Genomic DNA, 23047 nt, shown 5'->3' with positions numbered 1-23047 from the left:
AACGATGCATCGCCGATGGTAGTGTGGGGTTTCCCCATGTGAGAGTAGGTCATCGTCAAGATTAAATTCCGAAACCCCATTTGCGAAAGCAGATGGGGTTTTGTTTTGGGCGATCGAAAATGCGTAGAGGTCGATGAAGGCTAGAGTTCGGCCATTTCTATGCAATGGCTTTGCGCATGGCTATCATGCGTGCCTCATCGTGAGGCGATATGTGCATGTTGACGTTGTTAGAACTTCTAAAAGATGGCCGATTTCATTCTGGTGAGGCTCTGGGGGCCGCTCTGGGCGTAAGCCGCAGCGCTGTTTGGAAACAGCTTCAACATCTTGAGGCTGAGTTGAATCTGCCCATCCATAAAGTCCGGGGCAGGGGCTATCAACTCGCGTCTCCGCTGGCGTTCCTGAATGCCGAGGAAATTGCGGCGAATTCGGGCTCCACTGTATGGCCTGTCTACATTTCCGACTCTGTTGATTCCACTAATGCTGAAGCTTTGCGTCTTGTTGACGCCGGCAGTGCTGCGCCGTTCCTGGTGCTGGCCGAGCAGCAAACCGCAGGGCGCGGTAGGCGTGGTCGTAAATGGGTCAGTCCATACGCGCAGAACCTGTATTACAGTCTCGTGTTGCGCATTGAGGGCGGGCTGCGGCAGTTGGAGGGCCTCAGTCTGGTTGTGGGGTTGGCGGTCATGCAGGCCCTGCGTGAGGCGGGTGTGCAGCGTGCGGCCTTGAAATGGCCAAACGATGTTCTGGTTGAAGACAAAAAGATTGCCGGTATTTTGCTTGAGTTGGTGGGGGATCCTGCTGACATTTGTCACGTTGTGCTCGGTATCGGTATTAATGTGAATATGCAGAAGGCGGCTGATGTTGATCAGCAATGGACGTCGGTTCAGTTGGAGACTGGGTCTTCAGTCGATCGCAACCATTTGGTTGCAAGGCTGGGTTTGCATTTGCAGGGCTATCTGGACCGACATAAAAGCCTTGGCTTCTCTGCTCTCCAGGAGGAATGGGAGCAAAATCATTTGTGGCAGGGTAGGGCTGTGTCTCTCATAGCGGGCGTCAACCAAATTGATGGGGTGGTGCTAGGTATCGATCGCCAGGGTGCATTGCGCCTGAGTGTTGATGGTGTCGAGAAAACATACAGCGGTGGTGAGTTAAGCCTGAGGTTGCGTGATGATTCTTGAGCTCGACTGTGGGAATAGCTTCATCAAGTGGCGTGTACTTGGGCCGGATAAAGCGGGAGTCTTGGCTGAGGGTGTGGTTGGCTCGGACGCTTCATTGGTTGAAAGTCTGCTCTCACTTCCAGGTCTGTCGCTAACGCGGTGCCGACTAGTGAGCGTTCGAGCTGTCGAGGAGACCGATAAACTCGTGGAGGCGTTGGAGCGGGTGTTTGGCGTCAGCGTGTCGTGTGCGGCTTCTGCGCGGGAAATGGCAGGGGTGCGTAACGGCTATGAAGAATTTGAACGACTGGGGCTTGATCGTTGGTTGGCAATGCTTGGGGCATTCAAGTTGGGCTCAAGTGCTTGCCTGGTACTTGATTTCGGCACCGCAGCGACTGCGGACTTTATTGCGGCCGATGGTGAGCACCTGGGGGGCTTCATCTGCCCGGGCATGCCCCTTATGCGCAGTCAATTGCGCACGCATACGCGAAAGATTCGATACGACGATACCGCTGCTGAGCAGGCGCTGGAGCGGCTCTCTCCCGGCCGTACTACCGTGGAAGCGGTTGAGCGAGGTTGTACGCTGATGTTAAGGGGGTTTGTGCTGACTCAGCTTGAGCTTGCCCGAAGTTATTGGGGGGATGAGTTCTCGGTGTTCCTCACAGGGGGGGATGCGGGCTTGGTTGCGGAAGTCGTTCCGCAGGGGCGGCTCGTTCCTGATCTGGTGTTCGTCGGCCTGGCTATGGCGTGCCCTTTGTCCTGAGGTGTTTATGCGTTGGCTGTTTTTGCTTTTGCTTGTGCTCAATGTCTTCTACTACGTCTGGCATCAGCAAGAAGCTCCGTTGCGTGCGAAAGATGTCACTCCATTGAGTCTTTATAAGGGGTCTCAGCAAGATATTCGTCTGCTGAGTGAGTCTTCCGATGGCGTTGCCCGTCGTGATCGAGCCAAGGCTCAGGAGGCTCAAAATACCTGCTTATACGTGGGCGGGTTCTCAGATATGCGGCAGGCGCAGTTGCTTGAGCAGCGCCTCATGAGCTTGGATATAAAGGCCAAGATCCAAACCTTGAACGTTCCTGATGCTTTCGGTTACTGGCTTCGCGTGTCTCCGGAAAGCAGGCGTCTGGCTGATGATCTGCCGTTTGAAAACCTTGCTAAGGAATTCAATGAGTTAAAACATAAAATAATGTTGTGCGAAGGCGTTGCAAGTCTCGAATAGTTTGCATAGAATGGCGCCCGCTTCGCAGTGAAGACCTTTACGGTCTGCAGTGTGAAGCGAAGGTCAACGCAGCTAACCTCATATTTTTAAATGAGAAAATGCTTGACAGAAGGTCGGCGTAATGTAAAATGCCGGCTCGCTTAGGAGGGGTTCCCGAGCGGCCAAAGGGATCAGACTGTAAATCTGACGTCTACGACTTCGAAGGTTCGAATCCTTCCCCCTCCACCATTTTTAGCGTGAGCTGCAAGCTCCGCGGGTATAGTTTAGTGGTAGAACCTCAGCCTTCCAAGCTGATGATGCGGGTTCGATTCCCGCTACCCGCTCCAAGTTTGCAGGTTGTGCAAGGTGTTTCGCTCTTGTAGCTCAGTTGGTAGAGCACACCCTTGGTAAGGGTGAGGTCAGCGGTTCAAATCCGCTCAAGAGCTCCATATAACAAGGCAGATATGAAAATATCTGCCTTTGTTTTAACAGCTTATCTCGGCTTGATTGCGTTGTTTCTGGCTTGGTTGTCAGGGTGTTTTCAAGTCTCTTGGGGTTGGTTGTTGTAAAGTCTTTTTCAGGTCTGCATAATGGTCGGCCTGATTTTGTTTTAGGTCAGTAGCTCAATTGGCAGAGCGACGGTCTCCAAAACCGTAGGTTGGGGGTTCGATTCCCTCCTGACCTGCCAGATTCGCGTGGTGTGTCTGGCTTTCTTTTCACAGGATCTTCATAGATGACTCCTAAGGCTGAAGCTCAAAGCTCTCGTTTCGATCTGGTCAAGTGGCTCGCTGTAGTCGCTTTGGTGGTCGTAGGCGTTGTTGGCAATCAGTACTATTCTGCTTCGCCGATCCTGTACCGCGTACTTGCTTTGCTTGCTCTTGCTGCTGTGGCTGCCTTTGTAGGCCTGCAGACTGCCAAAGGCAAGTCTTTCGCAGTCCTGGTAAAGGAAGCGCGCACCGAAATTCGTAAAGTCGTTTGGCCGACTCGCCAAGAAACCACGCAGACCACGTTGATCGTTGTGGCTGTTGTTCTGGTTATGGCGTTGCTGCTGTGGGGGCTTGATTCCCTGCTCGGCTGGCTTGTTTCCTTGATTGTTGGCTAAGGGTGTCCCGTGGCTAAGCGTTGGTACGTTGTGCATGCTTACTCGGGTTACGAGAAGCATGTTATGCGCTCTTTGCTAGAGCGCGTAAAGCTTGCAGGCATGGAAGATGGCTTCGGCGAAATTCTGGTTCCCACTGAAGAAGTGGTTGAAATGCGGAATGGCCAGAAGCGTAAGAGCGAACGCAAGTTCTTCCCTGGCTATGTGCTGGTTCAGATGGACATGAATGAAGGTACTTGGCACTTGGTCAAGGATACTCCTCGTGTCATGGGCTTCATTGGCGGTACTGCTGATAAGCCTGCTCCTATCACTGACAAAGAGGCGGAAGCGATTCTGCGTCGTGTTGCTGATGGTAGTGACAAGCCTAAGCCGAAGACTCTCTTCGAGCCGGGTGAGGTTGTTCGTGTCACAGACGGTCCGTTTGCTGATTTCAACGGTACGGTCGAAGAAGTTAACTACGAGAAGAGCCGGATCCAAGTGGCAGTGCTCATTTTCGGTCGCTCTACTCCGGTAGAGCTGGAGTTCAGCCAGGTCGAGAAGGTCTAGCTGAGCAAGCATCCCAACCCCGCAGCCTTAGGCTGTGGGGTTTTGTCGTCACTGGGATAAACGCGCAAGTAACCGGGGAGCCTTTCGAGGCGTTTGAACCCGTAATTGGAGTGCCTCATGGCCAAGAAGATTACCGCTTACATCAAGCTGCAAGTGAAGGCCGCTCAGGCCAACCCTAGCCCACCCGTCGGTCCAGCTCTGGGTCAACACGGCGTGAACATCATGGAATTCTGCAAGGCCTTCAACGCCCGTACTCAGGGTCTTGAGCCAGGTCTGCCGACTCCAGTGATCATCACTGTATACAGCGACCGTAGCTTCACTTTCGAAACCAAGTCGACCCCGGCTTCGGTTCTGTTGAAGAAAGCTGCTGGTCTGACTAGCGGTTCCGCTCGTCCTAACACCGTTAAAGTCGGCACTGTTACTCGTGCTCAGCTGGAAGAAATCGCGAAAACCAAAAACGCGGATCTGACTGCAGCTGATATGGATGCAGCCGTGCGTACCATCGCCGGTTCTGCTCGTAGCATGGGCCTTAACGTGGAGGGTGTGTAATGGCTAAGCTGACCAAGCGCCAAAAGGCTATCGCCGGCAAAATCGAAGCAGGCAAGGCCTACAGCTTTGTAGACGCTGCTGCCCTGCTGACCGAGCTGTCGACTGTCAAGTTCAGCGAGTCTGTTGACGTTGCTGTAAACCTGGGTGTTGACCCGCGTAAATCCGACCAGGTCGTTCGTAGCGCAACTGTGCTGCCACACGGTACTGGCAAGACTGTACGTGTTGCTGTGTTCACCCAGGGTCCGGCAGCTGAAGCTGCTCTGGCCGCTGGCGCTGATCGCGTTGGCATGGACGACCTGGCTGCCGAAATGAAAGGCGGCGACCTGAACTATGACGTAGTTATTGCTTCCCCGGATGCAATGCGCGTTGTAGGTCAGTTGGGTCAGATCCTCGGTCCACGTGGCCTGATGCCTAACCCTAAGGTTGGTACCGTAACTCCAGACGTAGCCAGCGCGGTTAAAAACGCCAAGGCTGGTCAGGTTCGTTATCGCACCGACAAAAACGGCATCATTCACACCTCCGTTGGCAAAGTCGGCTTTGATGCCGTCAAGCTGAAGGAAAACGTTGAAGCCCTGATCGCTGATCTGAAGCGTATCAAGCCGGCTTCCTCGAAAGGTATCTACGTTAAGCGCGTAACCCTGAGCACCACTATGGGCCCAGGTCTGGTCATCGACCAAGGCTCGCTGGACGTATAAGACACAGATTGGCGCAGGAGACTGCGTCAATTGAAAAAATTGGGGTCCCTGCCTGGCGGGGGCTATCCAAGACCGTAGGCGGCGCAAGTCTTAAACCACAAGCCTACGCAGATGGTGCTCCCGGTTCCTTACCGAATCAGACACCAAAACGACATCCGGCTTCGGCCAGATGAAACGGTAACAAGCAGGAGTTAAACCCGTGGCAATTAATCTCGAAGACAAGAAGGCCATCGTCGCTGAAGTCAACGAGGCTGCCAAAGCTGCTCTGTCCGCTGTCGTGGCTGATGCCCGTGGTGTGACAGTAGGCGCTATGACCGGACTCCGTAAAGAGGCTCGTGAAGCTGGCGTATACGTACGTGTTGTACGTAATACCCTGCTCAAGCGCGCTGTTGCTGACACTGAATACAGTGTTCTCAACGACGTGTTCACCGGCCCGACTCTGATCGCTTTCTCCAAAGAGCATCCAGGCGCTGCTGCCCGTTTGTTCAAAGAGTTCGCCAAGAGTCAGGATAAGTTCGAGATCAAGGCAGCTGCGTTCGAGGGCAAGTTCCTCGCAGCTAACCAAATCGACGTACTGGCAACACTGCCGACCCGCGACGAAGCCATTTCGCAGCTGATGAGCGTGATTCAAGGCGCTACCAGCAAGCTGGCTCGTACTCTGGCTGCAGTTCGCGAGCAAAAAGAAGCTGCCGCAGCCTAAGGCTGAGCGACTTCTCTCGCGTATTTTTGTTTATTTCGATGGCCGCGTAGGCCGTCCCCCAATTCAGGAAATACAGTAATGTCTATCTCCCAAGAAGATATCCTCAACGCCGTAGCTGAAATGTCGGTTCTGCAGGTTGTTGAGCTGATCAAAGCTTTCGAAGAAAAATTCGGCGTTTCCGCTGCTGCTGCTTCCGCCGGCCCAGCCGCTGTTGCTGCTGTTGCTGAAGAGCAAACCGAATTCAACGTCATGCTGACCGAAGCTGGCGAGAAGAAAGTAAACGTGATCAAGGCAGTACGTGAACTGACCGGTCTGGGCCTGAAAGAAGCCAAGGCTGTAGTTGACGGCGCTCCTGCCATGGTTCTGGAAGCTGTTGCCAAAGACGCAGCTGACAAAGCCAAAGCAGTACTGGAAGAAGCAGGCGCTAAAGTCGAGCTGAAGTAAGCATCGACCTTGCGTCTCCAGCCCAAGCGTTAAGCTGAAGGCTGATGGCTGGTGGCTCTTGCCACCGGCCTTTTTCCGTTCTTGGCTGTCGACTCGGTCGCCGCCATTAACGCGCTGTAGCCACCCGATGCGGTGGTGCAAACCATGGGGTTTGCAAGATTTTCTGGCTGCTCCCGTCGGAGGGGCCAAACAAGCAGGTGACCAAGCTGGGGAACGCTGATGGCTTACTCATATACTGAGAAAAAACGTATCCGCAAGGACTTTAGCAAGTTGCCGGACGTCATGGATGTCCCGTACCTTCTGGCTATCCAGCTGGATTCGTATCGTGAATTCTTGCAGGCGGGAGCGACCAAAGATCAGTTCCGCGACGTGGGCCTGCATGCGGCCTTCAAATCCGTTTTCCCGATCATCAGCTACTCCGGCAATGCTGCGCTGGAGTACGTCGGTTATCGCCTGGGCGAACCGGCATTTGATGTCAAAGAATGCGTGTTGCGCGGTGTTACGTACGCCGTACCGTTGCGGGTAAAAGTCCGCCTGATCATTTTCGATAAAGAATCGTCGAACAAAGCGATCAAGGACATCAAAGAGCAAGAAGTCTACATGGGCGAAATCCCATTGATGACTGAAAACGGTACCTTCGTAATCAACGGTACCGAGCGTGTAATCGTTTCCCAGCTGCACCGTTCCCCGGGCGTGTTCTTTGACCACGACCGCGGTAAGACGCACAGCTCCGGTAAGCTCCTGTACTCCGCGCGGATCATTCCGTACCGCGGTTCGTGGTTGGACTTCGAGTTCGACCCGAAAGACTGCGTGTTCGTGCGTATCGACCGTCGTCGCAAGCTGCCGGCCTCGGTACTGCTGCGCGCACTCGGTTATACCACTGAGCAAGTGCTGGATGCCTTCTACACCACCAACGTATTCAGCCTGAAGGGTGAAACCCTCAGCCTGGAATTGGTGCCTTCGCGCCTGCGTGGTGAAATTGCCGTTCTGGATATCCAGGACGATAAGGGCAAGGTCATTGTTGAGGCTGGTCGCCGTATCACTGCGCGCCACATCAACCAGATCGAAAAAGCCGGTATCAAAGAGCTGGAAGTGCCTCTGGACTACGTTCTGGGCCGCACCACCGCCAAGGTCATCGTTCACCCGGCTACAGGCGAAATCCTGGCTGAGTGCAACACCGAGCTGAACACCGAGATCCTGGCCAAGATCGCCAAGGCTCAGGTTGTTCGCATCGAGACTCTGTACACCAACGATATCGACTGCGGTCCGTTCATCTCCGATACTCTGAAGATCGACTCCACCAGCAACCAATTGGAAGCGCTGGTTGAGATCTATCGCATGATGCGTCCTGGTGAGCCACCGACCAAAGACGCTGCCGAAACCCTGTTCAACAACCTGTTCTTCAGCCCTGAGCGCTATGACCTGTCTGCGGTCGGCCGCATGAAGTTCAACCGTCGTATCGGTCGCACCGAGATCGAAGGTTCGGGCGTACTGTGCAAGGAAGACATTGTTGCGGTCCTGAAGACCCTGGTCGACATCCGTAACGGCAAAGGCATCGTCGACGACATCGACCACTTGGGTAACCGTCGCGTTCGCTGCGTAGGCGAAATGGCCGAGAACCAGTTCCGCGTTGGTCTGGTGCGTGTTGAGCGTGCGGTCAAAGAGCGTCTGTCGATGGCTGAAAGCGAAGGCCTGATGCCGCAAGACCTGATCAACGCCAAGCCAGTGGCTGCGGCGGTGAAAGAGTTCTTCGGTTCCAGCCAGCTCTCGCAGTTCATGGACCAGAACAACCCGCTCTCCGAGATCACCCACAAGCGCCGTGTATCCGCACTGGGCCCAGGTGGTCTGACCCGTGAGCGTGCAGGCTTTGAGGTTCGTGACGTACACCCGACGCACTACGGTCGTGTTTGCCCGATCGAAACGCCGGAAGGTCCGAACATCGGTCTGATCAACTCCTTGGCTGCGTACGCGCGCACCAACCAGTACGGCTTCCTCGAGAGTCCGTACCGTGTGGTTAAGGACGCTCTGGTCACCGACGAGATCGTTTTCCTGTCCGCCATCGAAGAAGCTGATCACGTGATCGCTCAGGCCTCGGCCACGATGAGTGACAAGAAAGTCCTGATCGATGAGCTGGTAGCTGTTCGTCACTTGAACGAGTTCACCGTCAAGGCGCCGGAAGACGTCACCTTGATGGACGTTTCGCCGAAGCAGGTAGTGTCGGTTGCAGCGTCGTTGATCCCGTTCCTGGAGCACGACGACGCCAACCGTGCGTTGATGGGTTCCAACATGCAGCGTCAAGCTGTACCCACCCTGCGTGCTGACAAGCCGCTGGTAGGTACCGGCATGGAGCGTAACGTAGCGCGTGACTCCGGCGTTTGCGTCGTGGCGCGTCGTGGTGGCGTGATCGACTCCGTTGATGCCAGCCGTATCGTGGTTCGTGTTGCTGATGACGAAGTTGAAACCGGCGAAGCTGGTGTCGACATCTACAACCTGACCAAGTACACCCGTTCGAACCAGAACACCTGCATCAACCAGCGTCCGCTGGTGAGCAAAGGTGATCGCGTTCAGCGTAGCGACATCATGGCTGACGGCCCGTCCACCGACATGGGTGAGCTGGCTCTGGGTCAGAACATGCGTATCGCGTTCATGGCGTGGAACGGCTTCAACTTCGAAGACTCCATCTGCCTGTCCGAGCGTGTTGTTCAAGAAGACCGCTTCACCACGATCCACATTCAGGAACTGACCTGTGTGGCTCGTGACACCAAGCTTGGGCCAGAAGAGATCACTGCGGACATCCCGAACGTGGGTGAAGCTGCACTGAACAAGCTGGACGAAGCCGGTATCGTTTACGTAGGTGCTGAAGTTGGCGCAGGCGACATCCTGGTTGGTAAGGTCACTCCGAAAGGCGAGACTCAGCTGACTCCGGAAGAGAAGCTGCTGCGTGCCATCTTCGGTGAAAAAGCCAGCGACGTTAAGGACACCTCCCTGCGTGTGCCTACCGGCACCAAAGGTACTGTCATCGACGTACAAGTCTTCACCCGTGACGGTGTTGAGCGTGATGCTCGTGCACTGTCCATCGAGAAGACTCAACTCGACGAGATCCGTAAGGACCTGAACGAAGAGTTCCGCATCGTTGAAGGTGCGACCTTCGAACGTCTGCGTTCCGCTCTGGTAGGCCACAAGGCCGAAGGTGGCGCAGGTCTGAAGAAAGGTCAGGACATTACCGATGAAGTTCTCGACGGTCTTGAGCACGGCCAGTGGTTCAAACTGCGCATGGCTGAAGATGCTCTGAACGAGCAGCTCGAGAAGGCTCAGGCCTATATCGTTGATCGCCGCCGTCTGCTGGACGACAAGTTCGAAGACAAGAAGCGCAAACTGCAGCAGGGCGATGACCTGGCTCCAGGCGTGCTGAAAATCGTCAAGGTTTACCTGGCAATCCGTCGCCGCATCCAGCCGGGCGACAAGATGGCCGGTCGTCACGGTAACAAGGGTGTGGTCTCTGTGATCATGCCGGTTGAAGACATGCCGCACGATGCCAATGGCACCCCGGTCGACGTCGTCCTCAACCCGTTGGGCGTACCTTCGCGTATGAACGTTGGTCAGATCCTCGAAACTCACCTGGGCCTCGCGGCCAAAGGTCTGGGCGAGAAGATCAATCGTATGATCGAAGAGCAACGCAAGGTCGCTGACCTGCGTAAGTTCCTGCACGAGATCTACAACGAGATCGGCGGTCGTAACGAAGAGCTGGACACCTTCTCCGACCAGGAAATCCTGGATCTGGCGAAGAACCTGCGCGGCGGCGTTCCAATGGCTACCCCGGTGTTCGACGGTGCCAAGGAAAGCGAAATCAAGGCCATGCTGAAACTGGCAGACCTGCCAGAAAGCGGCCAGATGCAGCTGTTCGACGGTCGTACCGGCAACAAGTTCGAGCGCCCGGTTACTGTTGGCTACATGTACATGCTGAAGCTGAACCACTTGGTAGACGACAAGATGCACGCTCGTTCTACCGGTTCGTACAGCCTGGTTACCCAGCAGCCGCTGGGTGGTAAGGCTCAGTTCGGTGGTCAGCGTTTCGGGGAGATGGAGGTCTGGGCACTGGAAGCATACGGTGCTGCTTACACTCTGCAAGAAATGCTCACAGTGAAGTCGGACGATGTGAACGGTCGGACCAAGATGTACAAAAACATCGTGGACGGCGATCACCGTATGGAGCCGGGCATGCCCGAGTCCTTCAACGTGTTGATCAAAGAAATTCGTTCCCTCGGCATCGATATCGATCTGGAAACCGAATAACACGTGACGCGAATCGAGAGCGGGGCTGTTTAGCCCGCTCTCTGCTCCGCCAGGAGGAAAGGCCTTGAAAGACCTACTGAATTTGCTGAAAAACCAGGGTCAAGTCGAAGAGTTCGACGCCATCCGTATTGGGTTGGCATCGCCTGAGATGATCCGTTCGTGGTCGTTCGGTGAAGTTAAAAAACCGGAAACCATCAACTACCGTACGTTCAAACCTGAGCGTGACGGCCTGTTCTGCGCCAAGATCTTTGGCCCGGTAAAGGATTACGAGTGCCTGTGCGGTAAGTACAAGCGCTTGAAGCACCGTGGTGTGATCTGCGAGAAGTGCGGCGTTGAAGTTGCGCTGGCCAAAGTTCGTCGTGAGCGCATGGCGCACATCGAACTGGCTTCGCCGGTTGCCCACATCTGGTTCCTGAAATCGCTGCCGTCCCGTATCGGCTTGCTGATGGACATGACCCTGCGTGATATCGAGCGCGTTCTCTACTTCGAGAGCTATGTCGTTATCGATCCAGGCATGACCACCCTTGAAAAAGGTCAGCTGCTGAACGACGAGCAGTACTTCGAAGCGCTGGAAGAGTTCGGCGACGATTTCGATGCCCGCATGGGTGCCGAAGCTGTCCGCGAACTGCTGCACGCTATCGACCTGGAACACGAGATTGGTCGCCTGCGTGAAGAAATTCCGCAAACCAACTCTGAAACCAAGATCAAGAAGCTGTCCAAGCGTCTGAAGTTGATGGAAGCCTTCCAAGGCTCCGGTAACTTGCCAGAGTGGATGGTGCTGACCGTTCTGCCGGTTCTGCCGCCAGACCTGCGTCCGCTGGTACCGTTGGATGGTGGCCGTTTCGCAACGTCCGACCTCAACGACCTGTACCGCCGCGTGATCAACCGTAACAACCGCTTGAAGCGCCTGCTTGATCTGTCCGCTCCGGACATCATCGTGCGCAACGAAAAGCGTATGTTGCAGGAAGCTGTCGATGCCCTGCTCGACAACGGTCGTCGTGGCCGCGCTATCACCGGTTCCAACAAGCGTCCTCTGAAATCCTTGGCTGACATGATCAAGGGTAAGCAAGGTCGTTTCCGTCAGAACTTGCTCGGTAAGCGTGTTGACTACTCCGGTCGTTCGGTAATTACCGTAGGCCCGACCCTGCGTCTGCACCAGTGCGGTCTGCCTAAGAAGATGGCTCTCGAGCTGTTCAAGCCGTTCATCTTCGGCAAGCTGGAAATGCGCGGTCTCGCGACCACCATCAAAGCGGCCAAGAAAATGGTCGAGCGCGAACTGCCAGAGGTTTGGGACGTTCTCGCTGAAGTGATTCGCGAACACCCGGTTCTCCTCAACCGTGCACCGACCCTTCACCGTCTGGGTATCCAGGCGTTTGAACCGGTACTGATCGAAGGCAAGGCTATCCAGCTGCACCCTCTGGTCTGTGCTGCGTACAACGCCGACTTCGACGGCGACCAAATGGCCGTGCACGTACCGCTGACACTGGAAGCCCAGTTGGAAGCGCGTGCGTTGATGATGTCGACCAACAACATTCTGTCGCCAGCCAACGGTGAGCCAATCATCGTTCCGTCGCAGGACGTTGTATTGGGTCTGTACTACATGACTCGTGAAGCGATCAACGCCAAGGGCGAAGGTCGTGTGTTCGCTGACCTGCAAGAAGTTGACCGTGTGTTCCGTGCCGGCGAAGCCGCGCTGCATGCCAAGGTCAAAGTGCGGATCAACGAAACCGTCAACGACCGTGACGGCGGCAGCGTGACCAACACCCGTATTGTCGACACCACTGTCGGCCGTGCGCTGTTGTATCAAGTTGTGCCAAAAGGTCTGTCGTACGACGTCGTCAACCTGCCGATGAAGAAAAAGGCGATCTCCAAGCTGATCAACCAGTGCTACCGCGTGGTTGGTTTGAAAGAGACCGTTATCTTCGCCGACCAGTTGATGTACACCGGTTTTGCTTATTCGACCATTTCCGGCGTTTCCATCGGTGTTAACGACTTCGTTATCCCGGATGAAAAAGCCCGCATCATCGGTGCCGCCACCGACGAAGTGAAAGAAATCGAGAGCCAGTATGCGTCCGGCCTGGTAACCCAGGGCGAGAAGTACAACAAGGTGATCGACCTTTGGTCCAAGGCGAACGACGAAGTTTCCAAGGCGATGATGGCCAACCTCTCGAAAGAGAAAGTCATCGACCGTCACGGCGACGAAGTCGAGCAAGAGTCCTTCAACTCGATGTACATGATGGCCGACTCGGGCGCACGGGGTTCTGCTGCGCAGATCCGTCAGCTCGCCGGTATGCGTGGCCTGATGGCCAAGCCGGACGGTTCCATCATTGAAACGCCGATTACTGCGAACTTCCGTGAAGGTTTGAGCGTACTTCAGTACTTCATCTCCACTCACGGTGCTCGTAAAGGTCTGGCGGATACCGCGTTGAAAACGGCTAACTCCGGTTACCTGACTCGTCGTCTGGTAGACGTTGCACAAGATCTGGTTGTAACCGAGATCGATTGCGGCACCGAGCATGGCCTGCTGATGACTCCGCACATTGAAGGCGGTGACGTTGTAGAGCCGCTGGGTGAGCGCGTACTGGGTCGTGTTATTGCCCGTGACGTATTCAAGCCGGGTACCGAGGAAGTTATCGTTCCTGCCGGCACTCTGGTTGATGAGAAGTGGGTCGAGTTCATCGAACTCAACAGCATCGACGAAGTGATCGTTCGTTCGCCGATCAGCTGCGAAACCCGCTATGGCATTTGCGCCAAGTGCTACGGCCGCGACCTGGCTCGTGGTCACCAGGTGAACATCGGTGAGTCGGTTGGCGTAATCGCTGCCCAGTCCATCGGTGAGCCGGGTACCCAGTTGACGATGCGTACGTTCCACATCGGTGGTGCGGCAAGCCGGACCTCTGCAGCTGACAGCGTTCAGGTGAAAAATGGCGGTACCGTCCGTCTGCACAACCTGAAACATGTTGAGCGAGTGGATGGCCACCTGGTTGCCGTTTCCCGTTCCGGTGAACTGGCAATCGCTGATGACTTCGGCCGTGAGCGTGAGCGCTACAAGCTGCCGTACGGTGCTGTGATTTCGGTTAAAGAAGGTGACAAGGTCGACGCTGGCGCAATCGTGGCCAAGTGGGACCCGCACACTCACCCGATCGTTACCGAAATGAAAGGTACCGTGACCTACGTGGGCATGGAAGAAGGCATTACGATCAAGCGTCAGACTGACGAATTGACCGGTATGACCAACATTGAAGTTCTCGATCCGAAAGATCGTCCAGCTGCCGGTAAAGACATCCGTCCTGCCGTGAAGATGGTTGATGACAACGGCAAGGATCTGTTGCTGCCAGGCACTGACGTAATCGCTCAGTACTTCCTGCCAGCCAACGCCCTGGTCGGTGTAGCGGATGGTGCGAAGATCGCGATCGGTGATGTTATCGCGCGTATCCCGCAAGAAACTTCGAAGACCCGTGACATCACCGGTGGTCTGCCGCGTGTTGCCGACTTGTTCGAAGCTCGTCGTCCGAAGGAAGCGTCGATTCTGGCTGAAGTCAGCGGCACCATCGCGTTCGGTAAAGAGACCAAAGGCAAGCGCCGTCTGGTCATTACCCCGAACGACGGTAGCGATCCGTATGAAGAGCTGATTCCGAAGTGGCGTCACCTGAACGTGTTCGAAGGCGAGCAGGTAAACCGCGGCGAAGTTATCTCCGACGGTCCGAGCGATCCACACGACATCCTGCGTCTGCTGGGTGTGAGTGCGCTCGCCAAGTACATCGTCAACGAGATCCAGGACGTTTACCGCCTGCAAGGCGTGAAGATCAACGATAAGCACATCGAGACCATCCTGCGTCAGATGTTGCGTAAAGTTGAGATCTCCGAGTCCGGCGATTCCAGCTTCATCAAGGGCGACCAGATGGAACTGACTCACGTACTGGTAGAGAACGAGAAGCTGGCAGCCGAAGACAAGTTCGTTGCCAAGTTCACTCGCGTGTTGCTGGGTATCACCAAGGCGTCGTTGTCCACTGAGTCGTTCATCTCGGCGGCCTCCTTCCAGGAGACCACTCGCGTACTGACCGAAGCAGCGGTAACCGGCAAGCGCGATTACCTGCGCGGCCTGAAAGAAAACGTGGTCGTGGGTCGTCTGATCCCGGCGGGTACCGGTTTGGCATACCACAGCGAGCGTAAGCGTCGCCGTGATGCTGACAAGCCGCTGCGCGTTAGCGCCAGTGAAGTGGAAGCTGCACTGACCGAAGCGCTGAACTCTAGCGGTAACTGAGTTCTGCGATAAATAAGTCTGGGCCCTGGCAGCCCCCATTCGTCGGATCGAGGCATTTTTGCCCCGGTTCGATGGAAGGGGAGGTCGGGGCCTTGCCTTGACTGGGGGCAAGATCCTCTTTAGACTCTTGTACCCCTAAATTTGGCGGGAATGCGTTCCTGCCATTTTGCTTTTCTTGCAAGACAATAGCGTCGCAAGACAACAGTGGAGCTAGTAGATGGCAACTATCAACCAGCTGGTACGTCAGCCGCGTAAGCGTATCGTCGAGAAATCCGACGTACCTGCGCTGCAGAACTGCCCGCAACGTCGTGGCGTATGCACCCGTGTGTATACCACCACGCCGAAAAAACCTAACTCGGCACTGCGTAAAGTATGCCGTGTGCGTCTGACCAACGGTTTCGAGGTTTCCTCGTACATCGGTGGTGAAGGCCACAACCTGCAAGAGCACAGCGTGGTACTGATCCGCGGCGGTCGTGTAAAAGACTTGCCAGGTGTTCGTTACCACACCGTACGCGGCTCCTTGGATACTTCCGGCGTTAAAGGTCGTAACCAGGGTCGTTCGAAGTACGGTACCAAGAAGCCTAAGTAGTAGCGGCTTTTTGTAAAACTGAATCATCTTATTTTCTGAGTCGATAAGAGTAAGGTCGGAGGCGTCCCGAAAGGGCACCGATTCCGAGCGAACCTGAAGACCGTTTGAGGGCTTATCCATGCCAAGAAGACGCGTAGCAGCCAAGCGCGAAGTGCTTGACGATCCAAAATACGGAAGCCAAATTCTGGCCAAGTTCATGAACCACGTGATGGAAAGCGGCAAGAAAGCCGTTGCCGAGCGTATCGTTTATGGCGCGCTGGAAAAGGTTAAAGAACGCAAGAACAGCGACCCCCTGGAAATCTTCGAGAAAGCTCTCGACGCCATCGCTCCGCTGGTCGAAGTGAAGTCGCGCCGTGTAGGCGGTGCTACTTACCAGGTTCCGGTTGAAGTTCGTCCGTCCCGTCGTAACGCTCTGGCAATGCGCTGGTTGGTAGACTTCGCCCGTAAGCGCGGCGAGAAGTCTATGGCTCTGCGTTTGGCTGGCGAACTGTTGGACGCTGCCGAAGGTAAAGGTGCTGCTGTTAAGAAGCGTGAAGACGTGCACCGTATGGCTGAAGCTAACAAAGCTTTCTCGCACTACCGCTTCTAATTTTAGCTTCACTAATTATGCGAGGGCTTTATGGCTCGTACTACTCCGATTAGCCGCTACCGTAACATCGGTATCGTCGCTCACGTGGATGCTGGTAAAACCACCACCACCGAGCGCGTACTGTTTTACACCGGCAAAAGTCACAAAATGGGCGAGGTGCATGATGGCGCCGCGACCACAGACTGGATGGTTCAGGAGCAGGAGCGTGGTATTACCATTACTTCTGCTGCCATTACCGCCTTCTGGAAAGGTTCCGAGAAGCAGTACAAAGACGAGCACCGCTTCAACGTAATCGATACCCCAGGCCACGTAGACTTCACTATTGAAGTTGAACGTTCCCTGCGCGTACTCGACGGCGCTGTCGTTGTGTTCTGCGGTACCTCGGGTGTTGAGCCTCAGTCGGAAACCGTATGGCGTCAGGCCAACAAATACGGCGTTCCGCGTCTTGTTTACGTAAACAAGATGGACCGTGCTGGTGCCAACTTCCTGCGCGTGATCGGTCAGATCAAGCAGCGTCTGGGTCACACTCCGGTGCCAATCCAATTGGCTATCGGTTCCGAAGACAACTTCCAGGGTCAGATCGATCTGATCAACATGGAAGCTGTTTACTGGAATGACGCTGACAAAGGCATGGTTCCTGTTCGCAAGCCTATCCCTGCCGAGCTTCAAGAGCTGGCTGACGAGTGGCGCAACAACATGGTTGAGGCTGCTGCCGAAGCCAGCGAAGAGCTGATGAACAAGTACCTCGAAGGTGAAGAACTCACCAACGCGGAAATCAAGGCCGCTCTGCGTCAGCGTACTATCGCTGGCGAAATCGTCCTGGCTGTTTGCGGTTCTTCCTTCAAGAACAAGGGTGTTCCCCTGGTTCTCGACGCCGTTATCGACTTCCTGCCTGCTCCAACCGATATTCCTGCTATCAAGGGTTCCAACCCTGATAACGAGGAAGAAGAGATGGAGCGTCATGCTGACGACAGCGAGCCGTTCTCGGCTCTGGCGTTCAAGATCGCTACCGACCCATTCGTGGGTACCTTGACCTTCGTCCGCGTTTACTCGGGCGTGTTGGCATCCGGCGACGGCGTGATCAACTCGGTTAAAGGCAAGAAAGAGCGCGTGGGTCGTATGGTGCAGATGCACGCAAACGCCCGTGAAGAGATCAAGGAAGTTCGCGCTGGTGACATCGCGGCCCTGATCGGCATGAAGGACGTCACCACTGGTGAGACTTTGTGCGACGCTGCCAAGCCAATCATCCTGGTTCGCATGGACTTCCCGGAGCCGGTTATTTCGGTTGCCGTAGAGCCTAAGACCAAGGATGACCAGGAAAAAATGGGTATCGCTCTGGGCAAGCTTGCTCAGGAAGATCCATCTTTCCGCGTCAAGACTGATGAAGAGACTGGTCAAACGATCATCTCCGGCATGGGCGAGCTGCACCTGGACATCCTGGTTGACCGGATGCGCCGTGAGTTCAACGTCGAAGCCAACATCGGTAAGCCTCAGGTTTCCTATCGTGAGCGCATCACGAAGAACTGTGAAATCGAAGGCAAGTTCGTTCGTCAGTCCGGCGGTCGTGGTCAGTTCGGTCACTGCTGGATCCGTTTTGCTCCTGCTGACGAAGGTCAGGAAGGTCTGCAATTCTTGAACGAAGTAGTGGGTGGTGTTGTTCCTAAGGAATACATCCCTGCTATCCAGAAGGGTATCGAAGAGCAGATGAAGAACGGTGTTGTTGCCGGCTATCCGCTGATCGGCCTGAAAGCAACCGTTTTTGACGGTTCTTACCACGACGTCGACTCCAACGAGATGGCGTTTAAGGTGGCTGCTTCCATGGCAACCAAGCAACTGGCCCAGAAGGGCGGTGGTGAGTTGCTTGAGCCAATCATGGCGGTAGAAGTTGTTACACCTGAAGACTATATGGGTGATGTCATGGGCGACCTTAACCGTCGTCGCGGCATGATCTTGGGTATGGAAGACACGGTTTCCGGCAAAGTGATTCGCGCCGAGGTTCCGCTGGGTGAGATGTTCGGTTATGCGACCGACGTTCGCTCCATGTCCCAGGGTCGCGCAAGCTACTCTATGGAATTCAAAAAATACAACACAGCTCCGGCGCACATCGCTGAAACTGTATCCAAAAAACAAGGCTGATTCAGTCCTTTAGGCAAGGAGTTAATTGTCGTGGCTAAAGAAAAATTTGATCGTTCCCTACCGCACGTAAACGTTGGCACCATCGGCCACGTTGACCACGGTAAAACCACTCTGACCGCTGCTCTGACTCGCGTCTGCTCCGAAGTTTTCGGTTCGGCCGTAGTTGAATTCGACAAGATCGACAGCGCACCAGAAGAAAAAGCTCGTGGTATCACCATCAACACTGCGCACGTTGAGTACAACTCGAACATTCGTCACTACGCTCACGTTGACTGCCCAGGTCACGCTGACTATGTGAAGAACATGATCACTGGTGCTGCCCAGATGGACGGCGCGATCCTGGTTTGCTCGGCCGCTGATGGTCCGATGCCACAAACCCGTGAGCACATCCTGCTGTCCCGTCAGGTAGGCGTTCCGTACATCGTGGTTTTCCTGAACAAGGCTGACCTGGTAGACGACGCTGAGCTGCTGGAACTGGTTGAGATGGAAGTGCGCGATCTGCTGAGCACTTACGACTTCCCAGGCGACGACACTCCGATCATCATCGGTTCTGCTCGTATGGCTCTGGAAGGCAAAGACGACAACGAAATGGGTACTACCGCTGTTAAGAAGCTGGTAGAAACTCTGGACAGCTACATCCCAGAGCCAGTTCGTCTGACCGACAAGCCGTTCCTGATGCCAATCGAAGACGTGTTCTCGATCTCTGGTCGCGGTACTGTTGTGACTGGTCGTATCGAGCGCGGTATCGTTCGCGTTCAAGACCCGCTGGAAATCGTTGGTCTGCGTGACACTACCACCACCACCTGCACCGGTGTTGAGATGTTCCGCAAACTGCTCGACGAAGGTCGTGCTGGCGAGAACTGCGGCGTTCTGCTGCGTGGCACCAAGCGTGACGACGTTGAGCGTGGTCAGGTTCTGGTTAAGCCAGGTTCGGTTAAGCCGCACACCAAGTTCACCGCAGAAGTTTACGTTCTGAGCAAGGAAGAAGGCGGTCGTCACACTCCGTTCTTCAAAGGCTACCGTCCACAGTTCTACTTCCGTACTACTGACGTGACTGGTAACTGCCAGCTGCCAGAAGGCGTTGAAATGGTAATGCCAGGCGATAACATCCAGATGGAAGTTACCCTGATCAAGACCATCGCAATGGAAGACGGCCTGCGCTTCGCTATTCGTGAAGGCGGCCGTACCGTTGGTGCTGGTGTTGTAGCTAAAATCATCGAGTAAGCATCTCTCCTGAGATAGCTTCGATGCTTTGAAAAGCCCCCGCTCAGCGGGGGCTTTTTTATTGGGTTGACACCTATCTGGGGCGTCTATAGAATTGCGCCTCCTTTTAACGGGTGCATTGCGCCCGGTGGGAATAGCAGCCGGAGTCTGAAATCCAATGCAAAATCAGCAAATCCGTATCAGGTTGAAGGCTTTTGACCATCGCCTGATCGACCAATCCACCCAGGAAATCGTGGAAACCGCGAAACGTACTGGTGCTCAAGTGCGTGGTCCAATTCCACTGCCTACCCGTAAAGAGCGGTTCACCGTTCTGGTCTCTCCGCACGTCAACAAAGACGCGCGTGACCAGTACGAGATCCGTACTCATAAGCGCGTACTGGACATCGTCCAGCCAACGGATAAAACCGTTGATGCACTTATGAAGCTCGATCTGGCGGCCGGTGTGGAAGTACAGATCAGCCTCGGCTAAGACTTGGGTCTTAGTCGTGTAACGCTCTGAAATGGGCGGCCATAGCGGGTGAAAGCCCCGTACACTCATGAGGTTTACAACATGACTATTGGTGTAGTCGGTCGTAAATGCGGTATGACCCGTATTTTCACCGAAGAAGGTGTCTCCATTCCGGTCACGGTCATTGAGATCGAGCCGAATCGCGTCACCCAGTTCAAAACTGAAGAAACCGATGGCTATCGTGCAGTGCAAGTCACTGTCGGCGAGCGTCGTGCTTCGCGCGTGACTTCTGCTCAAGCAGGTCACTTCGCTAAAGCAAACGTTGCAGCTGGTCGTACTGTCATGGAGTTCCGTCTCGAAGACGGCGACTACCAGGCTGGCGATCTGATCAACGCTGAAATCTTCGCCGCTGGTCAACTGGTTGATGTAACCGGTCAGTCCAAGGGTAAAGGCTTCCAGGGTACGATCAAGCGTTGGAATTTCCGTGGCCAAGACAACACTCACGGTAACTCCGTTTCCCACCGCGTCCCGGGCTCTATTGGCCAGTGCCAGACTCCTGGTCGTGTATTCAAGGGCAAGAAAATGTCCGGTCATATGGGCGCTGAGCGCGTGACCGTGCAGTCCCTCGAAGTAGTGCGCGTCGACGCTGAACGCAATCTGTTGTTGGTCAAGGGTGCTGTTCCTGGCGCTACTGGCGGCAACCTGGTTGTACGTCCAGCGGCCAAGGCTCGCGGTTAAGGGGAAGCTGACATGCAATTAAATGTAAATGACGCTCAAGCGATCGAAGTTTCCGAACTGACATTTGGCGGCGAATTCAACGAGACGCTGGTTCACCAAGCAGTCGTGGCCTACATGGCCGGCGGCCGTCAAGGTAGCAAGCAGCAAAAGACCCGTTCCGACGTTCGTGGTGGCGGTAAGCGCCCTTGGCGTCAGAAAGGTACTGGCCGTGCTCGTGCCGGTACTATCCGTAGCCCAATCTGGCGTGGCGGCGGTACCACTTTCGCAGCTCGTCCGCAGGATCACTCGCAGAAGCTCAACAAGAAGATGTACCGCGCAGCTCTGCGCTCCATCCTTGCTGAACTCGTGCGTACCGACCGTCTGGTCGTGGTTCAGGACTTCGCTGTTGAAAGCCCGAAAACCAAAGATCTGCTGGGCAAACTGAACGACATGAGCCTGACCGACGTTTTGATCGTGTCGGAAGCTGTTGATCAGAACCTGTACCTGGCTGCTCGTAACCTGCCACACGTTGATGTACGTGACGTGCAAGGTTCCGATCCAGTTAGTCTGATCGCATACGACAAGGTGTTGATCACCGTGTCGGCCGTGAAGAAATTCGAGGAGCTGCTGGGATGAACCAGGAACGCGTATTTAAAGTTCTGCTTGGCCCGCACGTTTCCGAAAAGGCTACGGTTCTGGCTGACAAGAAAGGCCAGTTCGTTTTCAAGGTTGCAACTGACGCAACCAAGCTGGAAATCAAGAAGGCCGTCGAAAGCCTGTTCAGCGTGAAAGTAGAGCGTGTTACTACCCTGAACGTTTTGGGTAAGAGCAAGCGCACTGCTCGCGGTCTGGGCAAGCGTAATGACTGGAAGAAGGCAGTTATCTCCCTTCAGCCAGGCCAAGATCTCGATTTCAGCAGCAGTGCTGAGTAAGGAAGGGGTGCATCATGGCAATCGTTAAATGCAAACCGACTTCCCCTGGCCGCCGTTTTGTGGTCAAGGTGGTCAACCAGGAGCTGCATAAAGGCGCTCCTCACGCACCGCTGCTCGAGAAGAAATCGAAGTCTGGTGGTCGTAACAACAATGGTCGTATTACCACTCGTCACATCGGTGGTGGCCATAAGCAGCATTATCGTCTGGTCGACTTCCGTCGCAACGACAAAGATGGCATCGCTGCCACTGTCGAGCGTATCGAATACGATCCAAACCGTACTGCTCACATCGCTCTGCTGCTGTACGCAGATGGCGAGCGTCGCTACATCATCGCCCCTAAAGGCGTGAGCGCTGGCGACCAGCTGATCGCAGGTGCTCTGGCACCGATCAAGCCGGGCAACGCTCTGCAACTGCGCAACATTCCAGTTGGTAGCACCGTACACGGCATCGAATTGAAGCCAGGTAAAGGCGCGCAAATCGCTCGTTCCGCTGGTGCTTCGGCTCAGCTGATCGCTCGTGAAGGTGTCTACGTGACCCTGCGTCTGCGTTCTGGTGAGATGCGTAAAGTGCTGGCTGAATGCCGTGCGACCCTGGGCGAAGTCTCGAACTCCGAGCACAGCCTGCGTTCGTTGGGTAAAGCTGGTGCCAAACGCTGGCGTGGCGTTCGCCCAACCGTTCGTGGTGTTGCCATGAACCCGGTTGACCACCCACACGGTGGTGGTGAAGGTCGTACCTCTGGTGGTCGTCATCCGGTATCGCCATGGGGCTTCCCGACTAAGGGCGCGAAGACTCGTGGTAATAAGCGTACCGACAAAATGATCGTCCGTCGTCGCAAGTAAATAGAGGGATACGACAGTGCCACGTTCTCTGAAAAAAGGTCCTTTTATTGATCTTCACCTACTGAAGAAGATCGAAGTGGCGGCGGAAAAGAACGATCGCAAACCAGTTAAGACCTGGTCGCGTCGTTCGATGATCCTGCCACAAATGGTCGGTCTGACCATCGCAGTACACAACGGTCGTCAACACGTCCCAGTTCTCGTTAACGAAGACATGGTCGGCCACAAACTGGGCGAGTTCGCCGGTACCCGCACTTATCGTGGGCACGTGGCAGACAAGAAAGCCAAGCGTTAAGGGGTTAGGAAATGGAAGTAGCCGCTAAGTTGTCGGGCGCTCGAATCTCCGCCCAGAAAGCCCGCTTGGTCGCCGACCAGATCCGCGGGAAGAAGGTGGGCGAAGCGCTCAACCTGTTGGCTTTCAGCAGTAAGAAAGCCGCCGAGATCATGAAGAAAGTGCTGGAGTCGGCCGTAGCCAACGCCGAGCATAACGAAGGCGCAGACGTTGATGACCTGAAAGTCAGCACCGTTTTCGTTAACGAAGGGCGTTCGCTGAAGCGCATCATGCCACGTGCCAAAGGCCGTGCTGATCGCATCGTCAAGCGGTCTTGCCATATCACTGTCAAGGTTGCTGACAAGTAA

22 protein-coding genes and 4 tRNA genes are annotated in these 23047 nt (G+C 55.1%); all 26 read left to right on the top strand.

Annotated features, from left to right (window positions below; genetic code table 11):
• The first annotated feature begins 215 nt into the window (after positions 1-215).
• Positions 216-1175 (top strand): bifunctional biotin--[acetyl-CoA-carboxylase] ligase/biotin operon repressor BirA, encoded by a 960-nt coding sequence (gene birA, locus JBE38_RS21025; protein WP_090365835.1) that lies wholly within the window; start codon positions 216-218, stop codon positions 1173-1175.
• Positions 1165-1914, top strand: coding sequence for a pantothenate kinase (locus tag JBE38_RS21020; RefSeq protein WP_090365552.1), 750 nt, complete (start codon positions 1165-1167; stop codon positions 1912-1914). The genes birA and JBE38_RS21020 overlap by 11 nt, the downstream gene beginning before the upstream one ends.
• A 7-nt stretch (positions 1915-1921) precedes the next feature.
• A complete protein-coding gene (locus tag JBE38_RS21015; RefSeq protein WP_090365554.1) occupies positions 1922-2368 on the top strand; it encodes a hypothetical protein in 447 nt (148 codons plus the stop codon).
• Positions 2369-2511: 143 nt separating this feature from the next.
• Positions 2512-2596 (top strand) — tRNA-Tyr (locus JBE38_RS21010).
• 24 nt (positions 2597-2620) lie between these two features.
• Positions 2621-2694 (top strand) — tRNA-Gly (locus tag JBE38_RS21005).
• A 26-nt stretch (positions 2695-2720) separates the two neighbouring features.
• A tRNA-Thr gene (locus JBE38_RS21000) sits at positions 2721-2796 on the top strand.
• Between the two features lie 163 nt (positions 2797-2959).
• Positions 2960-3035 (top strand) — tRNA-Trp (locus tag JBE38_RS20995).
• Positions 3036-3080: 45 nt separating this feature from the next.
• Positions 3081-3449, top strand: coding sequence for a preprotein translocase subunit SecE (gene secE, locus JBE38_RS20990; RefSeq protein ID WP_003194658.1), 369 nt, complete (start codon positions 3081-3083; stop codon positions 3447-3449).
• Between the two features lie 9 nt (positions 3450-3458).
• On the top strand, positions 3459-3992 hold the full coding sequence (gene nusG / locus JBE38_RS20985) for a transcription termination/antitermination protein NusG (protein ID WP_003176436.1): 534 nt from the start codon (positions 3459-3461) through the stop codon (positions 3990-3992).
• A 117-nt stretch (positions 3993-4109) separates the two neighbouring features.
• Positions 4110-4541 (top strand): 50S ribosomal protein L11, encoded by a 432-nt coding sequence (rplK, locus tag JBE38_RS20980; RefSeq protein ID WP_003176435.1) that lies wholly within the window; start codon positions 4110-4112, stop codon positions 4539-4541.
• Positions 4541-5236, top strand: coding sequence for a 50S ribosomal protein L1 (gene rplA / locus JBE38_RS20975; RefSeq protein WP_090365556.1), 696 nt, complete (start codon positions 4541-4543; stop codon positions 5234-5236). The genes rplK and rplA overlap by 1 nt, the downstream gene beginning before the upstream one ends.
• 199 nt (positions 5237-5435) lie before the next feature.
• Positions 5436-5936, top strand: coding sequence for a 50S ribosomal protein L10 (gene rplJ, locus JBE38_RS20970; RefSeq protein ID WP_016969477.1), 501 nt, complete (start codon positions 5436-5438; stop codon positions 5934-5936).
• 78 nt (positions 5937-6014) lie between these two features.
• On the top strand, positions 6015-6380 hold the full coding sequence (gene rplL, locus JBE38_RS20965; protein WP_060755290.1) for a 50S ribosomal protein L7/L12: 366 nt from the start codon (positions 6015-6017) through the stop codon (positions 6378-6380).
• 219 nt (positions 6381-6599) lie between these two features.
• Positions 6600-10673: a DNA-directed RNA polymerase subunit beta gene (rpoB, locus tag JBE38_RS20960; protein ID WP_090365557.1), complete on the top strand. Its 4074-nt coding sequence runs from the start codon at positions 6600-6602 to the stop codon at positions 10671-10673.
• Between the two features lie 64 nt (positions 10674-10737).
• A complete protein-coding gene (gene rpoC / locus JBE38_RS20955) occupies positions 10738-14937 on the top strand; it encodes a DNA-directed RNA polymerase subunit beta' (RefSeq protein ID WP_090365559.1) in 4200 nt (1399 codons plus the stop codon).
• Positions 14938-15154: 217 nt separating this feature from the next.
• A complete protein-coding gene (gene rpsL / locus JBE38_RS20950; protein ID WP_002555494.1) occupies positions 15155-15526 on the top strand; it encodes a 30S ribosomal protein S12 in 372 nt (123 codons plus the stop codon).
• A 118-nt stretch (positions 15527-15644) separates the two neighbouring features.
• On the top strand, positions 15645-16115 hold the full coding sequence (gene rpsG, locus JBE38_RS20945; RefSeq protein WP_002555493.1) for a 30S ribosomal protein S7: 471 nt from the start codon (positions 15645-15647) through the stop codon (positions 16113-16115).
• Positions 16116-16145: 30 nt separating this feature from the next.
• Positions 16146-18251: an elongation factor G gene (gene fusA / locus JBE38_RS20940; RefSeq protein ID WP_060755287.1), complete on the top strand. Its 2106-nt coding sequence runs from the start codon at positions 16146-16148 to the stop codon at positions 18249-18251.
• Positions 18252-18281: 30 nt separating this feature from the next.
• Positions 18282-19475, top strand: coding sequence for an elongation factor Tu (gene tuf / locus JBE38_RS20935; RefSeq protein WP_090365561.1), 1194 nt, complete (start codon positions 18282-18284; stop codon positions 19473-19475).
• Positions 19476-19632: 157 nt separating this feature from the next.
• Positions 19633-19944 (top strand): 30S ribosomal protein S10, encoded by a 312-nt coding sequence (rpsJ, locus tag JBE38_RS20930; RefSeq protein ID WP_003186070.1) that lies wholly within the window; start codon positions 19633-19635, stop codon positions 19942-19944.
• Between the two features lie 81 nt (positions 19945-20025).
• On the top strand, positions 20026-20661 hold the full coding sequence (gene rplC, locus JBE38_RS20925) for a 50S ribosomal protein L3 (RefSeq protein ID WP_090365562.1): 636 nt from the start codon (positions 20026-20028) through the stop codon (positions 20659-20661).
• A gap of 12 nt (positions 20662-20673) precedes the next feature.
• Positions 20674-21276, top strand: coding sequence for a 50S ribosomal protein L4 (rplD, locus tag JBE38_RS20920; protein ID WP_049711296.1), 603 nt, complete (start codon positions 20674-20676; stop codon positions 21274-21276).
• Complete coding sequence (gene rplW, locus JBE38_RS20915) at positions 21273-21572, top strand: 50S ribosomal protein L23 (RefSeq protein WP_002555488.1); 300 nt, start codon at positions 21273-21275, stop codon at positions 21570-21572. Before rplD ends, rplW begins: the two co-directional genes overlap by 4 nt.
• A gap of 14 nt (positions 21573-21586) precedes the next feature.
• A complete protein-coding gene (gene rplB, locus JBE38_RS20910) occupies positions 21587-22411 on the top strand; it encodes a 50S ribosomal protein L2 (protein WP_003186055.1) in 825 nt (274 codons plus the stop codon).
• 16 nt (positions 22412-22427) lie between these two features.
• Positions 22428-22703, top strand: coding sequence for a 30S ribosomal protein S19 (gene rpsS, locus JBE38_RS20905; protein WP_002555486.1), 276 nt, complete (start codon positions 22428-22430; stop codon positions 22701-22703).
• 11 nt (positions 22704-22714) lie between these two features.
• Positions 22715-23047, top strand: coding sequence for a 50S ribosomal protein L22 (gene rplV, locus JBE38_RS20900; protein WP_003103908.1), 333 nt, complete (start codon positions 22715-22717; stop codon positions 23045-23047).

This window comes from Pseudomonas sp. ICBG1301 (assembly GCF_016918385.1).
GTDB lineage: Bacteria > Pseudomonadota > Gammaproteobacteria > Pseudomonadales > Pseudomonadaceae > Aquipseudomonas > Aquipseudomonas palleroniana.
The sequence above is the reverse complement of the archived record's forward strand: the minus strand, read 5'-3'. Positions and strand labels throughout refer to the sequence as shown.